This is a genomic window from Brevundimonas sp. NPDC058933, assembly GCF_049315965.1.
GTDB lineage: Bacteria > Pseudomonadota > Alphaproteobacteria > Caulobacterales > Caulobacteraceae > Brevundimonas.
On sequence record NZ_JBMOSL010000003.1, the window covers coordinates 1 to 14,237 of the forward strand.

Here is a 14,237-nt window from a genome sequence, read left to right on the forward strand (position 1 = left end):
GCCCTGCGGCCCAGCGTCCGGCCCCGCGCCCTGCGGCCCGGCCCGCAACGCCGGCCGCCGCCCCGGCCGAGGCCGGTCCGCGCCCCTATACGCCGCCCGCCGCCGAGGCTGGCCAGCCGGCCGCCGCCGCCCGGCAGTCGGTCCAGTAAGAGCGCTCCGGACAACGGCGCGGTTGGCAGACCGGCCGCGCGCCGCTATTCAGCGCGCTTCGATTTTCGCGAGACCATCCCATGTCCGACGCCCTGCCTGACCGCCTTTCGGTCGATCCCGACAGCCCCTTCCACGACGCCGACCTGTTGGCCCGCGGCATCGGCATCCTGTTCAAGGGCGAGGAAAAGACCAACGTCGAGGAATACTGCGTCTCGGAAGGCTGGGTCCGTCTGGCCGTCGGCAACCGCGTCGACCGTCGCGGCAAGGCCCTGACCGTCAAGCTGCAAGGTCCGGTCGAGCCCTTCCTCAAGGGCGAGTGATTCTATCCTCGCGGGCGGCGTCTGAGGCTTTCGGTCGCAGGCTTCGCCCGCTAGGGTCCGCGCCTTGTTTGTGAGTCTGGGAGGCGCTCCATGTCGTTCAACGCCCGTCTGATGGCCGCCAGCGCAATGGCGCTGGGCCTGATCGCCACGCCGGTTCTGGCGCAGGACGCCGCGACCATCCGCGCCGCCGAGCAGGTGCGCGACACGGCGCTGCAGTCGAACATCGCCCTCGACTACGTCACCCAGATCACCACCCGTTTCGGCGCCCGCCCGGCGGGCTCGCGCTCGGAGCAGGCCGCCGCCGACTGGGCCGCCGACTATATGCGCGCCCACGGCTTCCAGAACGTCCGCATCGAGCAGTTCCCGCTGGTCGGCTGGGAGCGGGGCGAAGAGAGCGCCGAACTGCTGGGCGCCCGCCCGCAGCGTCTGGTCGCCGCCGCCCTGGGCCACTCCATCGCCACGCCGGCTGACGGCATCGAGGCCGACGTGGTCTTCTTCGACGGTCTGGACGCCCTGCTGGCCGCGCCGGTCGGGTCGCTTACGGGCAAGATTGCGGTCGTCGATGGCGGCCAGATGGTCAAGATGCAGGACGGTTCGGGCTATGGCTCGCTGTCGCGCATTCGCGGCGTGGGCCCGACCGAGGCCGCCAAGCGCGGCGCCGTCGCCTTCGTCATGCGGTCGGCCGGTTCGGACGAGCACCGGATGCCGCACACCGGCACCACCCGCTATGTCGAGGGCAAGGTGCCGCTGCCGGCTTTTGCGCTGAGCGCGCCGGATGCCGACCAGGTAGCGCGGCTGGTGAAGATGGGCGAGCCGGTGCGGCTGCGCCTGAAATCCACCGCCCATACCTATCAGACCCACAGCCAGAACGTGATCGGCGACATCGTCGGCGCGACGCGACCGGACGAGATCATCGTCCTGGGCTCGCACATGGACAGCTGGGATCTGGGCACCGGCGCCATCGACGACGCGGCGGGCGGCGCCATCACCCTGGCGGCGGCCAAGCTGATCGCCGACCAGGGCCGTCCGGACCGCACCGTGCGCGTGGTCCTCTATGGTTCGGAAGAGGTGGCCCAGCCGACCGACACCGGCAACGGGGGCGGCGCCTATTTGCGCAACATCGGCGCGGCGGGCGTCGAAAAGCACGTCATCGCGGGCGAGAGTGACTTCGGCGCCGACCGCATCTATGCCCTGAAGACGCCGCCGGGCGCGCAAGGGTCCGACTTCGCCAGGATAGCCGCGCGGGTGCTGCGTCCGATCGGCGTCCTGCCGTCGAACGAGCCGGAACTGCACGGCGGCGTGGACATCGGCCCGTTGGCGGGAGCCGGCGTGCCGGTCTTCGGTCTGTCGCAGGACGGGACCCGCTACTTCGACCTGCATCACACAGCTGACGACACTCTGGACAAGATTGATCCGGCGCAGATGACCCAGAACGTCGCCGCCTGGGCCGCCCTGGTTCGGCTGATCGCCGATTCCGACGTGGACTTTCGGGCCCTGCGTGCGGCGGCTGCTCCGGCGAAGCCATAAAGGCCGGCGTTCTTCCAGGCGGGAAGGCGCCGCCAGGTCATTAGAGGGCGGCCTCGCCTTGGCTCAAACGCCAGAGGCGGCTATAGATTCTGCTCGGCCCGCGGGCGTGGCGAAACTGGTAGACGCAACGGACTTAAGCTGAGGATTGAGTGCGCCGGGGGAAATCCCGGACGTAGAACCGCTCAAATTCGGGGAACCCTGTGAAATGGCGATCCCGAGCCAAGCCCGTCATTCGTGACGGGAAGGTGTAGAGACTAGACGGGCGGCGTCTAAGGCCTTGCGGCTATGACGAAGGGATAGTCCAGACCACGAACGCCCTCGGGTGGCGGCGAAAGTCGAAGTGGTATGAAAATCCGTCGGGCATTGCCCATGCCGGTTCGACCCCGGCCGCCCGCACCACCATGTCAGTCGCCCGACACGCACTCCTGGGGCCATCCGGAGCGAGTGACGCCGGAGGGTGCGAACTCGGCGCCGGCGGTCACCGGGGGGCTGCTCGCGCCCGGCTCAGTTCGCTGGCGGCGACGGCGAAGTCGGCGCGATAGGCGGGGTCGGCCTTCAGCGCCGCGACCAGGGCGGCGCCGACGATCCGGCCGGCCTCTACATCACTGGCGTAGTGGACGCCGCAGACCATGCGGCTTTCGCCATAGGCCAGCCCCCGCGCGAGAATCTCGTCGGCGCGGTCCGGCGCCATTTCCGCCAGCACCAGTGCCCAGGCCCAGCCCAGGGCGGAATGACCGGAGGGGTAGGATCCGCTGTCCGCAAGCCAGGTTTCTGGCGGAAAGCAGGTCTCGGCAGGTTCGGATACGAACGGGCGGATACGGAAGTAGCCGCGCTTGGCCGGGGTCTGGACGGTCTCCAGGTCTCCCAGCATGCGCCCCAGCAGCCGGGTCAGGGTCGGCATGCGCTCGGGAACGAAGTCGATTCCGAGGGCCTCGTTGAAGACGCGGGGCGCAGACGGAGTCTCGATCTCGTTGTCGGCCCGGGCCTGCTCCCAGCGCGGCGTGCCCTTCAGAGTTCGGGTATAGCGATAGCGGGCGATGTCGTCCTGTTCCCGTAGTGAGCCGGCCTCGGGCGGAGCGGGCAGGAAGACGGCGGCGTTCGGGGCGTGCGCCTTGTCCAGATAGCCGTGCGGATGGTCGCGGAATCCGGTCCAGAAGGTCGGCGGCGAAGCGGGGGCGGAGGCGCAGCCGACAAGGGCGAACGCCAGGACGGTCGTCGCCAGGCGGCGGCCGGGGAGAAGAAGGCTCATGGATGCTCTGGGGCTGGGCGTGTCAGACGATCTGGGCGCCGGGACGGCCGTCTTCGACGACCCAGGTGTTGAGTGTGGACAAGGCCGCCTTTGGATCGCGCACGTCGCTGATGGCCTGGTAGCGGGTGGTCATCCGGTCGGGGCGGACGTCGATGGAGATATAGCCCCGCACGCGGCTTTCGAAGAATTTGATGTGCGGGTTGGCGGGCATGGCCGACATCAGCCCTTCATGGGGCGGTCCGCCGGACGTGATGGAGGTGCCGACGAACTCGGTCGCCACGACGGGGGAGTTTTCGTCTTCGCTGTTCAGCAGGACGTCGTTGGTCCAGAAGGAATGGTAGTCGCCGGACAACACCACAGGATTGCGCGGCTTCAGCGTGTGAAGGGCTTCGGTCATCCGCACGCGCGCTGCGGGGAAGCCGTCCCATGTGTCGGTCCAGTAGCGGGTCTCGTCGCCTCGGTTCTCGAACCGCAGGCCCGCCATGACCAGGTCCTGCCCCAGGATGTTCCACTGAGCCTCGGTTCGAGCCAGGCCGTCGTATAGCCAGCGCTCCTGTTCGAACCCCAGGAAGGTGCGTGACGGGTCCAGCCGGTCCGAGCACTGGCTGTCGGTGACGATCTGACCCCTGGCCCCGCCCTCGTCGACGCAGGCGCCGCGCGAGCGATACTGGCGGCCGTCCAGCATATAGAACTCGGCCAGTTTGCCGTAGCGGATGCGCTTGTGGATCGGCATTTGCAGCCGGGAATCGATGCGGGTGCGGCGGATGGGCATGGCCTCGTAGAAGGCCTGATAGCCGGCGGCGCGGCGCTTCAGAAAGTCGGCCGGCCTGCCGTCCTTGTCGGACCAGACGCCGGAATAGTTGTTCAGCACCTCGTGGTCGTCCCAGGTGACCAGACAGGGCGCGGCGGCGTGCAGGCGCTGAAGATCGGCGTCGGTGCGGTGCAGGGCGTAGCGGTTGCGATAGCCGGCCAGGGTGGTGGCTTCCTCGAAACCATAGTTCCGCACATTGTTCGCCGCCCGCTCGCCGGTGCGGCTGTATTCGTAGATATAGTCGCCCAGGAACAGGGTGAGGTCGGGCGCTTCATCCGCCATATGGCCATAGGCGCTGAAATAGCCGACCTCCCAGTTCGAGCAGGAGGCCACGGCCAGTTTCAAATGGTCGACGTCGGCATCCGGCGCCGGGGCGGTGCGCGCCAGACCGATCGGGCTCTGTTGGCCGGCGGCTGTGAAGCGATACCAGTATGGGCGTCCGGGACGTAGGCCCTGGACCTCGATGTGGACAGCGTGGGCGGTCGAGACGTCAGCCGTGACGCGCCCCGTCGCAGCGATCCTGGTGAAGCGCTCGTCGGATGCGACTTCCCACCGGACTTCCATGGGAAGGTGCAGGCCGCCCAGACCGTCTGGCGAGATCGGGTCGGCGGCGAGGCGGGTCCACAGGACAAAGCCGTCCGGCCAGGGATCGCCGCTGGCGACGCCCAAGTGAAACAGATAGGCGCCGCCAGCCTGCGCGCGGCCGAAGTGCAGCATGGCCGGGGCGGCGACCAGGCCGCCGATCAGGGCGCGCCGGTTCATCGACGATGTGGTTTTGAACAGGGTCATCAACGGCGTCCCGGCGGGTGAAAGTCGGCGGGCCGGGCGAGCCGGCCCGCCGGGAAGGATGCGGCGCTTAGAAGTCCATCGTCAGGCGCACGCCGACCGTGCGGCCCTGATTGGGCGAGTTGGTCGGGCGAGCGCCGCCGTTGAAGTTGTTGCGCGTCTCTTCATACTCGGTGTTGAAGAGGTTCTGCGCATAGAGGCTGGCGCGCCAGTTCGCGTCGGACGGGCCCATGCTGAAGTTGGCGTTCCACAGCCAGTAGCCCGGCAGAACCGAGGCCGAGGCGGCGTTGTAGATGCCGTCGCGCTGGTTGTAGTTGGTCTCTGCGCGCCAGTCGAAGCCCAGCATCGACCAGTCATAGGCGACCGAACCGCCGTAGTTGAACTTCGGGAACTGCAGCGGCTCGCCCGAACGGTCGTTCGAGATGATGATGTCCCAGGGGCCGTCGATCGGGTTGGCGGCGTTGGTCGCGGCGGCGTCGATGGCGAAGTATTCGCTGTATTCGCCTTCCTTGTAGCCGAAGTTCTGGCTGATCGTCAGGCCCGGGAACGGGGTCCATGTCAGCTCGATCTCGCCGCCATAGATTTCTGACTTGGGCACATTGGTGATCTTGCCCAGCTGGCCGGTCTCGCGGCTGTATTCAGTGCCCTGGATCTGCTGGTTTTCGTAGTCGTAGAAGAAGACCGCGCCGTTGACGCGCAGGGTGTTGTCGAACAGGTCGGACTTGATCCCGGTCTCATAGGCGATGACGACTTCGGGCTTGAAGGGCGTCTGCGACTGGCCGTTGTAGGTGGTGAAGCCGCCGGACTTCACGCCGCGCGCCACGCTGGCGTAGAGCAGGGCGTTTTCAGCCAGGTCGTATTCCAGACCAAAGCGGCCGGTCCATTCCGAAAGCGAGGTCTCGTAGGTCGTCTCCGGTCCGACCGGAAGGTTCAGGCGGCGCGTGCCGGTGGTGGTCAGGCTGCGGTCCTCGTTTTCGTAGCGCAGGCCGGCGATCAGGCTGAGGCGATCCGTCAGAGCAAAGCTGTTGTGCGTGAAGACGCCCGCCGCCTGAACCGACTGGTCATAGGGGGTGTTGATCAGGTTGCGGTTGGCGCCGCGGAACTCGGTGTAGAAACCGCCCTCGATGCTTTCGTCAGCATAGTGGGCGCCGACCATCCAGTTCAGGCGACCGACCTCGTTCGACAGTCGGGCCTCCTGCGAGAAGGCCTTGATGTCGTTGTAGAAATAGACGTCGGATTCAGCCGCCGGCGTGCCGTCCCAGTCGTTGTATTCCGACCGGCTGAAGGTTTGGTAGGCGGTGATGGTGTTCAGCGTAGCCCACCCCAGGTCAGCGCGGATGCGGGCGCTGAGGTCCAGGCCGTCGTTGTCGCGACCCGGCTTGGCGTCAAGGCTGCGGCCGGACACCCCGGCCAGGGCTTCAGAAATTCGCCATCCGGTAATGCGGCGAGCCGTGTCGGCGGGATAGGTGATGCTGCCGTCGAAGACAGGGTAGGGCGCGCGCAGGCGGAAACCCAGGCCGTCCGACTTGTCGATCTGGTAGGTGGCGGCCAGATCGACGGTCACGTCCGGCGAGGCGTCCCAGGTCAGGCGGCCGCGCACGGCGGTCTTGTCGCGATCGCCCAGCTTCTCGCCGGTCGTGCGGTGATACTGCCAGGCGCCGCCCTGTTCGGTGACGGCGGCCAGGCGGCCCAGCAGGCCGGGCGCGATCTGGCCGGATACATAGCCCTCGACCTTGTAGCGGTCGTAGGAGCCGTATTCGGCGGTGAAGCCGGCGCGGGTGTCGGCCGTCGGGGCGTTGGTGATGATGTTGACGGCGCCGCCCGTGGTGTTGCGTCCATAGAGCGTGCCTTGCGGTCCGCGCAGCACTTCCAGACGGGCGATGTCGAACATCGCGCCCTGGGTCGTGATCGTATAGGGATGCGCCACTTCGTCGACATAGACGCCCACGGTCGAGGCGTTGTTGGAGGAGTATTCGCGCGTGCCGATGCCGCGGATGCGGAAGGCGGGTTGGCCGCTGCCGAACTGGCTGTCGACCTCCATGTTGGGCACGACGTTCTCGATATCGTTGATGACGTTGATGCCCTTTTCGTCCAGGTCTTCGCCGCCGATCACGGACAGGGCGGCCCCCACATCCTGGCTGGCCTGCGCGCGGCGCTGGGCGGTGACGACGATGTCCTGCACCGTCGTGGCCTGAGGTTCGCTGGAGGCCGGATTATTACCCATGGCTGTTGCGGGCAGGGCCGCCGCCAGGGTCAGGACGGCGCTTGAGGCGCCGAGAAGAAGACGTTTCATGTGTCGATCCATCGGGCGACGCGCGGGATACCCCCTCCCACAGCCGTCGAAGTGTTTCTGAACGTTGTCGAACAGCCGTCTTGTCCAGCCGTTGATCGAGGCGTCTCACGCAGCGGGGAGGACAGGCGAGGCGACCTTCGTCGAGTCAGAAAAACAACTGTTCGACAACGAGATCGGCAATAGATCGAGCGAGCTATGCTTTTGTGACGTCTATCTGAAGTGTTCTTGTCAGTGCTCTCAGCCCGCGTTCGATGTGAGAATAACGCACGTTCGATCAGGCGTGGCGCGGGACCAGTTGGAGCGCGGCCGCGCGAAGATCCGCCTCCGAGAGGGCGGTTCCACTGGCGCAAGCCATCAGGGCGGCGGCCTTGACCCAGAGGGCGAACCGGGTCGCCGCCAGTCGATTGAGGTCGAATTCAGCGGGCCAGACGCCTGCGCTGTTGTAATAGGTGCCGCCTCCCTCGGGGCCTCGCAGCAGCATGGCCAGGTCGCGCAGCGAAGGGTCGCGTCGCGCCTCCATGCAGACACTGGCGATCAGCCGCACATACTTGACGTAGAAGCCTTCGGCGTCCGGCTGAATAGAAACGGTCGGCGCCATGATCCGCGCCCAGCTATCCAGATCGGCCGCCGCCGGGTCGCCCTCAGGCTGTTGCCCTGCCAGATAGCGGGGCATGTCGCGGAAGACGCTGTGCCAGACGGCGTCCAGAACGAAGCGGCGCATGTCCGGCCAGTGATAGGCGATCGTCGACGTCGACGTCCCCGCCACCGCGCTGACGGAGCGGTTGGTCAGAGCGGTGACGCCTCGCGCCAGGATCTGGTCGGCCGCGATGTTCAGCAGCTTGAGACGCATCGAATCCGGTTCCAGGCCTGCCGCCGGCGCCTGGGGCAGGATCAGGTTCTCGCGATACCAGAAGGTCGCAGTCGCCGGTCCGTCCGACTGGCCGAAGGCGCGGTCGATCAGCCCTCCCAAACCCTCGTCCGCTATGACCTGATAGTCGAGCCGATCCAGAAGCGCGCCAGCGTAGAACTGTTCGATGGTCGTCCAGTCGACGAGAGGGTCTGCAAAGGCTGCAAGTCGGGAATCCGCAGACAGGTGATCGCGCCAGGCCGTCTTTCGCATGGCGGCCCATCGCCGGATCAAATCCTGGCGTTCCGTTGTGATCTCGCTGTCGATCAGCAGGGCTTCCCAGATCCGGGCGAACCCGCAATCGTCCGAGACGCGACGGCGTAGATAGTGCCGCACCAGAACCATGAGGTTGTCACGGCTCAGGGGCAGATCGGCGACTGACTGGAAAAAGCTCGTATGGAAGTCCGCATCCCGTCGCAGCGCCTCCTCGCCGATCGCATGGACCAGACCGGATTTGGCGCCGAACAGGTTGACGATGACCGTCGTGCTCTTGCCGACCGCCTGAGCCAGGTCACGCATCGTCAAATTGTGCAGCCCATGCGCCGACGCATGATCGATGGCCGCATTGATGATCTGCTCGGCGTCGGCGGTGCGGCTGGTCGCTGGGATTGGAGGCATGATCCTCAATGTGGCCTCAAGGAAGGGCTGTCGAGTGTGAGCGACAGGCATTTTCCAGAGTTGTCGAAATGTCGCATCTGAAGCCGTTCGCCGGAGCCGGTGATGGTGCATTCGAAACTCCAAACGAGCGAGCGGCGGCGTCGTGCAGCGTGGGCGCCGCGTTCTCGGCCCTGGCCATCTTCGCGGGTCTGGGCGCCAGTCTTTAATGTTGCTGCATTCGGCTAGCGCGATTGATGACGCTGGATCCGCCTGGTTGTCTTGGCGCCGTTACGCTGGGGGGGTAGTCAGCCAGCATTCTCAGTGTTTCCCGGTGTTCAAGATGATCTTCAGCCGCATTCTGGCTCCGACCCTGGCGTTGGTCCTTCTGGCGGGCGCGGCTCTCCCGGCGATGGCGCAGCAGGCGGCTCAGCCCGTCGCCGCGACCGCACAGCGCGCCGCGCCAGCCCTGGTCGTGACCCTGGTGGTCGATCAGTTGAGCGCCAATCTGTTCAACCAGTATCGCGGCCAGTTCACCGGCGGGCTGAAGACCCTGGCCGATCAGGGCATGGTCTCGATCAACGGCTATCAGACGCACGGCGTCACCGTGACCTGCGCCGGTCACTCCACCGTCCTGACGGGCGTGCATCCGACGCACAGCGGCATCCCCGCCAACGACTGGATCGACACCACGACGGGCAAGGAGACCTATTGCCTGGCCGCGCCGCAGAACACCCTGGCGCACGGCAAGAACACCGATAACGGACCGGTCGGCCCGGATCAGCTGAAGGCCACGACACTGGGCGACTGGCTGAAGTCGGTCAGCCCGACCAGCCGCGTCTTCGGCATTTCCGGTAAGGATCGCGGGGCCATCAATCTGGCCGGCCACAAGGGCGACGGCGCCTATTGGCTGACCGCCGATTTCGGCTTCACCACCTATGTCGAGCCGGGACAGTCAGCCGAGGCGAAGCTGGCGCCGGTGACGGCGATCAATGCGCGGATGATCGACCGTTTCACGCGGGCGGCCCCGACCTGGACCTATAGCCACGAGGCCTGCCGTCGTCTGGAAGGCCAGTGGGTCATCGGCGGGCAGACCTTCAACTCGACCGTGCCGCCGTCGAACTTCACCCTCGACAGCTCCCCCCTCCTGGACGAGCTGACGCTGGAGGGCGCCGTCGAACTGCTGGACAACCAGCAACTGGGCCGCCGCGGCGTCACGGACATGCTGGGCGTCAGCCTGTCGGCCACTGACCGCATCGGTCACGGCTACGGCACGCAGGGTCCCGAGATGTGCGAGCAGATGCTGCGCCTCGATGCGGCTCTCGGCGTCTTCCTGGACAAGCTGTCGACCATCCCGGGCGGCGCGGTCGTGGTGCTGACCGCCGACCATGGCGGCTCGGACTTCCCCGAGCGGTCCGCGGTCGAGGGCTATCCGGCGGCGGGGCGGGTGGATCGTGGGCTGATGCCGCGCGTCAATGACGCCCTGAAGGCCCGCTTCAACCTGACGGCCAACCCCCTGGTGTCGTCGGCGGGCGGTCTGATCGTGGTCGATGGAGTCAGGAAGTCGCTGGCCGAGCCGCTGCGCAGCGAGGTTCTGGCGGCCGCGGTGGACTTGCTGACCGCCGAGCCGCAGGTGGCGCTGGCGGTGTCGCGCGACGAGCTGCTGACGGAGCCGATGCCCGCTTCGGACAACCCCGAGGCGTTGAGCCTGCGCCAGCGTCTGCGCCTGTCGGCGGTGGCGGGGCGCTCGCCCGACATCATGCGCTCGTATCAGCCCGGCCTGACCGGGTCGGGTCGCGTGGGGGCGACGATTTCCAGCCACGGATCGCCCTGGGACTATGATCGCCGCGTGCCGATCATCTTCTGGTGGCCGGGCGCCGAGGGTCAGGAACGCTTCCTGCCGATGCGGACCATCGACATCGCTCCGACCCTGGCCCACCTGATCGGGGTCAAGCCGGCGGACGCGCTGGACGGTCGCTGCATGGACCTGCCGCAGTTCGCTGCGGGGCGCTGCGAGGCCCAAAAGCCGTAACGTCGTGTTTCAGGGCTCATAAACTCGTGTTTCCGGCCGGGGGCGTGGTCTTACCTCCCCCGCGTTTCGTTGGCACAAGGGTGCAAAGCCTCTGAGGGGAGGCTCGGCCTGTAGAGCCACGAGGAAACACTATGAACAGAGCCCGCCGCGCGCGCATCGTCGCGACCTTGGGGCCCGCAAGCCGAGCGCCCGCCACCGTCAAGGCGCTGGCCCAGGCCGGGGTGGACGTCTTCCGCCTGAATTTCAGCCACGGCTCGCATGAGGATCACGCGGCGGCGCTCAAGGCCGTGCGCGGCGCCGAGATGGCGCTGAAACGCCCGCTGGGCGTTCTGGCCGACCTGCAGGGGCCGAAGCTGCGCCTGGGCCGGTTCGCCGATGTCGAGATCACCATCAAGCCCGGCCACAAGATGCGCTTCGACCTGGATCCGGCGCCGGGCGACGCGACGCGGGTGCAGATGCCGCACCCGGAAATCTTCAAGGCCCTGCGCACCGGCATGCTGCTGCTGATCGACGACGGCCGCATCCGCCTGCGGGTCGGCGAGCGCTCGGACGAATGGGCCGATGTGACGGTCGAGAGCGGCTCCAAGCTGTCGGACCGCAAGGGCGTGGCGGTGCCGGAGGCGGTCATTCCGGTGTCCGCCCTGACCCCCAAGGACCGCGAGGACCTGGCCTTCGCCCTGCGCCTCGGCGTCGATTGGGTGGCCCTCAGCTTCGTGCAGAAGGCCGAGGATATGGCCGAGCTGAAACGGCTGGTGAACGGTCAGGCCGCCTGTCTGGCCAAGATCGAAAAGCCCCAGGCCCTGAATGATCTGGAGAGCATCCTCGACTACTGCGACGGCGTCATGGTCGCGCGCGGCGATCTGGGCGTCGAGATGGAGCCGGAAGAAGTGCCGGTCGCCCAGAAGAAGATCCTGCGCGCCGCCCGCCAGCGCGGCGTGCCCGCCATCGTGGCGACCCAGATGCTGGAGTCGATGACCAGTTCGCCGGCCCCGACGCGGGCCGAGGCGTCTGACGTGGCCAACGCCGTTTATGAGGGGGCCGACGCCCTGATGCTGTCGGCGGAGACGGCGTCGGGCGACTATCCGATGGAGGCGGTGCAGATCATGAACCGCATCATGGAGCGGGTGGAGCGCGACCCCCTGTGGCCCGGCCTGATGGACGCCGAGCACGCGGGCATGGATATTCACGACGTCGATGCCCTTGTGGCGGCGGCGCGCAAGGCGGCGGAGGCGGCCTCGACCGCCTGCATGGTGGTGTTCACGACGCTGGGCGGCACGGCGCGGCGGATGTCGCGCGAGCGGCCCCTGCAGCCGGTGCTGGCCCTGACGCCCAAGCCGGAGACGGCGCGTCGTTTGTCGCTGGTCTGGGGGCTGGAGCCGCGTCTGGGCGAGCAACCGACGTCGCTGGAAGGCCTGACGGATGATGCCGTGCAAAGCGCCATGACCTATGGCCTGGCCGAGCCGGGCCAGCGCATCCTGATCCTGGCGGGAACGCCCTTCGGCGCGCCGGGGGCTGCGAATCTGTTGCGTCTGGCCCATGCTCCGGCCCATGCTGCCGGCGGGGCGAAGAACGCCCGGAAGATCTGACGGGACCGGATGATAAAATACATCGGCTCAAAGCGCGCGCTTCTGGGCCATGTGACGGGCGCCGTTCGCGCCGCCTTGCCGGACGGCGGGACGGTCTGCGATCTGTTTTCCGGCTCGGCCCGGGTCGGCCATGCCTTGAAGGGGCAGGGTTTCCGCGTCTGGTCCAATGATCACAACGCCTATGCCCACACGCTGGCCACCGCCTATGTCCAGGCCGACCGGGAACGCTGGACCGACAAGGCCGAGACGGTTCTGGCGGAGCTGCGAACCCTGACGCCCGAGGCCGGCTGGTTCACCAAGGCCTTTTGCGAGGACGCCCGCTTCTTCCACCCAGACAACGGCGCCCGGATCGACGTCATGCGGACGCGCATCGAGGCCATGGGTCTGGAACCGGAGTTGAAGGCCGTGGTTCTGGTCGCCCTGATGGAGGCGGCGGACCGGGTGGATTCCACGGCGGGTCTGCAGATGGCCTATATGAAGCGCTGGGCGCCGCGCGCCCTGAAGCCGCTGGAGTTGAGGCTGCCGGACCTGCTGCCCGGCGTGGCGGCGGGGGCTTGCCGGGCGACGCAAGGCGACGCGGTCGAGATCGCGGATCAGGTCGAGGCCGACCTGGTCTACCTGGACCCGCCCTACAACCAGCATTCCTATCTGGCCAACTACCACTGCTGGGAAAGCCTGGTGCTGTGGGACAAGCCCGAGACCTATGGGATCGCCAACAAGCGGGTGGACGTGCGGACCCGCAAGAGTCCCTTCAACAGCCGCCCCGGCATCGGCCCGGCCCTGCAATCCGTGGTCGAGCGGCTGAAGACGCCCAACCTGATCGTCAGCTTCAACGACGAGGGCTATCTCAGCCGCGACGACCTGACGGCCATGCTGTCGGCGCGCGGTCATGTCCAGGTGGTCGAGATTGCGCGCCCCCGCTATGTCGGCGCCCGCATCGGCATCCATAATCGCAAGGGCGAGAAGGTCGGCGCCGTCGGTCGCCTGCGCAATGTCGAGCATCTGTTTGTCGTGACCCCGGAACCCCTCAGCCTGCCGGTCGCCGCCTGATCGCGGAACCATCGGGTGTTGATCAGGTTACCGGTGCCATGAGCGCATCAACCGAACGTTCGAATTCCTCGCCTTCAGAGCCTCGCCGACAGTCGTCGGGCGGATTGCCCAACTGGCTGTTGTTCGCGCTGATCGCGGCCGTCGTGGTGATCCTGGGCCTGCTGGTGGCGGGCGCAACCAGCGGCTAGGCGCTTTCCAGCAAGGCCTTGATCGGCGCCCAGCTGGGCCGGTGCGCCGGGCAGGGGCCGAGAGCCTTCAGCGCTTGCTGGTGCAGGGGGGCGTTGTAGCCCTTGTGGCTGGCGAAGCCGTAGCCGGGGTATTGTCCATCCAGCTCGATCATCAGCCGATCCCGCGCCGTCTTGGCCAGGATGGAGGCCGCCGCGATGGACAGGGACAGGCTGTCCCCCTTGACCACGGTGGTCACGTCGCAGGGCAGTTTGAAGCGGTAGTTGCCGTCGACCAGAGCGATGGCGGGCTTGATGCTCAGGGCCTCGACGGCGCGACACATGGCCAGGCCGGTGGCGTGCAGGATGTTCAGTTCCTCGATTTCCTCGACCGAAGCGAAGCCGACGCCCCAGGCCAGGGCGCGGGCCTTGATCTCGGGCTCCAGCGCGGCGCGGCGTTTCTCGGTCAGGGCCTTGGAGTCGTCGATGCCGGGCGGCAGGTCGTCGGGATTGAGGATCACCGCCGCCGCCGACACGGGTCCGGCCCAGGGTCCGCGCCCGGCTTCGTCGACGCCGCAGACGTGGCCGCCGTTTCCGCCCTCGCGCGCCAGCATTTCCAGCGCCAGGGTGGGGAAGGCGCGGACAATCTTGGGGGCGGCAGGTTTAGGCGGGCTCATCGCGCGTCAGTGCCACGAACCGGCGCGGGGCGGAAGGCGGTCCTCTGATCGCATAGGCGTGGCGGGAAGCGGACACTCTGAATGTCAGCCA

Annotated in this window: 11 protein-coding genes; 6 read left to right on the top strand and 5 right to left on the bottom strand. The window is 67.3% G+C overall.

Annotation, left to right across the window (positions count from 1 at the left end; all coding sequences use genetic code 11):
• The first annotated feature begins 230 nt into the window (after window positions 1–230).
• The gene (locus ACOZBP_RS08125) at window positions 231–470 is read left to right on the top strand and encodes a DUF3297 family protein (RefSeq protein ID WP_105564633.1); all 240 of its coding nucleotides are present in this window, start codon (window positions 231–233) and stop codon (window positions 468–470) included.
• Between the two features lie 90 nt (window positions 471–560).
• The gene (locus ACOZBP_RS08130) at window positions 561–1,997 is read left to right on the top strand and encodes a M20/M25/M40 family metallo-hydrolase (RefSeq protein WP_422675918.1); all 1,437 of its coding nucleotides are present in this window, start codon (window positions 561–563) and stop codon (window positions 1,995–1,997) included.
• 478 nt (window positions 1,998–2,475) lie between these two features.
• Here the strand turns inward: ACOZBP_RS08130 and ACOZBP_RS08135 are convergent, their stop codons facing one another.
• The 4 genes from ACOZBP_RS08135 to ACOZBP_RS08150 all read right to left on the bottom strand — a co-directional run bounded on the left by ACOZBP_RS08135 (window position 2,476) and on the right by ACOZBP_RS08150 (window position 8,661).
• A complete protein-coding gene (locus ACOZBP_RS08135; RefSeq protein WP_422675919.1) occupies window positions 2,476–3,246 on the bottom strand; it encodes an acid phosphatase in 771 nt (256 codons plus the stop codon).
• 22 nt (window positions 3,247–3,268) lie between these two features.
• Window positions 3,269–4,846, bottom strand: coding sequence for an alkaline phosphatase D family protein (locus ACOZBP_RS08140; RefSeq protein ID WP_422675920.1), 1,578 nt, complete (start codon window positions 4,844–4,846; stop codon window positions 3,269–3,271).
• A gap of 67 nt (window positions 4,847–4,913) precedes the next feature.
• Window positions 4,914–7,136 carry a TonB-dependent receptor gene (locus ACOZBP_RS08145; RefSeq protein ID WP_422675921.1) on the bottom strand — a complete coding sequence of 741 codons (2,223 nt, stop codon included), beginning with the start codon at window positions 7,134–7,136 and terminating at the stop codon, window positions 4,914–4,916.
• A gap of 274 nt (window positions 7,137–7,410) precedes the next feature.
• Complete coding sequence (locus ACOZBP_RS08150) at window positions 7,411–8,661, bottom strand: TetR/AcrR family transcriptional regulator (RefSeq protein ID WP_422675922.1); 1,251 nt, start codon at window positions 8,659–8,661, stop codon at window positions 7,411–7,413.
• 319 nt (window positions 8,662–8,980) lie between these two features.
• Between ACOZBP_RS08150 and ACOZBP_RS08155 the strand changes: the two genes are divergently transcribed.
• From ACOZBP_RS08155 to ACOZBP_RS08170, 4 genes are all read left to right on the top strand, one after another.
• The gene (locus ACOZBP_RS08155; RefSeq protein ID WP_422676205.1) at window positions 8,981–10,669 is read left to right on the top strand and encodes an alkaline phosphatase family protein; all 1,689 of its coding nucleotides are present in this window, start codon (window positions 8,981–8,983) and stop codon (window positions 10,667–10,669) included.
• Window positions 10,670–10,800: 131 nt separating this feature from the next.
• Window positions 10,801–12,255, top strand: coding sequence for a pyruvate kinase (pyk, locus tag ACOZBP_RS08160; RefSeq protein ID WP_422675923.1), 1,455 nt, complete (start codon window positions 10,801–10,803; stop codon window positions 12,253–12,255).
• Between the two features lie 9 nt (window positions 12,256–12,264).
• On the top strand, window positions 12,265–13,305 hold the full coding sequence (locus ACOZBP_RS08165; RefSeq protein WP_422675924.1) for a DNA adenine methylase: 1,041 nt from the start codon (window positions 12,265–12,267) through the stop codon (window positions 13,303–13,305).
• Between the two features lie 38 nt (window positions 13,306–13,343).
• Window positions 13,344–13,493 carry a hypothetical protein gene (locus tag ACOZBP_RS08170; protein WP_422675925.1) on the top strand — a complete coding sequence of 50 codons (150 nt, stop codon included), beginning with the start codon at window positions 13,344–13,346 and terminating at the stop codon, window positions 13,491–13,493.
• On the opposite strand, the gene ACOZBP_RS08175 is transcribed toward ACOZBP_RS08170, so the two are convergent.
• A complete protein-coding gene (locus ACOZBP_RS08175; RefSeq protein WP_422676206.1) occupies window positions 13,490–14,083 on the bottom strand; it encodes a ribonuclease HII in 594 nt (197 codons plus the stop codon). The two genes, ACOZBP_RS08170 and ACOZBP_RS08175, sit on opposite strands and share 4 nt — an antisense overlap.
• Window positions 14,084–14,237: the final 154 nt, after the last annotated feature.

What these genes read in the sequence shown, in the direction of transcription:
- pyk (WP_422675923.1), top strand. Translation starts at nt 10,801, where the DNA reads ATGAACAGAGCCCGCCGCGCGCGCATCGTCGCGACCTTGGGGCCCGCA.
- ACOZBP_RS08125 (WP_105564633.1), top strand. Translation starts at nt 231, where the DNA reads ATGTCCGACGCCCTGCCTGACCGCCTTTCGGTCGATCCCGACAGCCCC.
- ACOZBP_RS08170 (WP_422675925.1), top strand. Translation starts at nt 13,344, where the DNA reads ATGAGCGCATCAACCGAACGTTCGAATTCCTCGCCTTCAGAGCCTCGC.
- ACOZBP_RS08140 (WP_422675920.1), bottom strand. Translation starts at nt 4,846, where the DNA reads ATGACCCTGTTCAAAACCACATCGTCGATGAACCGGCGCGCCCTGATC.
- ACOZBP_RS08175 (WP_422676206.1), bottom strand. Translation starts at nt 14,083, where the DNA reads ATGCTGGCGCGCGAGGGCGGAAACGGCGGCCACGTCTGCGGCGTCGAC.
- ACOZBP_RS08145 (WP_422675921.1), bottom strand. Translation starts at nt 7,136, where the DNA reads ATGAAACGTCTTCTTCTCGGCGCCTCAAGCGCCGTCCTGACCCTGGCG.
- ACOZBP_RS08150 (WP_422675922.1), bottom strand. Translation starts at nt 8,661, where the DNA reads ATGCCTCCAATCCCAGCGACCAGCCGCACCGCCGACGCCGAGCAGATC.
- ACOZBP_RS08165 (WP_422675924.1), top strand. Translation starts at nt 12,265, where the DNA reads ATGATAAAATACATCGGCTCAAAGCGCGCGCTTCTGGGCCATGTGACG.
- ACOZBP_RS08135 (WP_422675919.1), bottom strand. Translation starts at nt 3,246, where the DNA reads ATGAGCCTTCTTCTCCCCGGCCGCCGCCTGGCGACGACCGTCCTGGCG.
- ACOZBP_RS08130 (WP_422675918.1), top strand. Translation starts at nt 561, where the DNA reads ATGTCGTTCAACGCCCGTCTGATGGCCGCCAGCGCAATGGCGCTGGGC.
- ACOZBP_RS08155 (WP_422676205.1), top strand. Translation starts at nt 8,981, where the DNA reads ATGATCTTCAGCCGCATTCTGGCTCCGACCCTGGCGTTGGTCCTTCTG.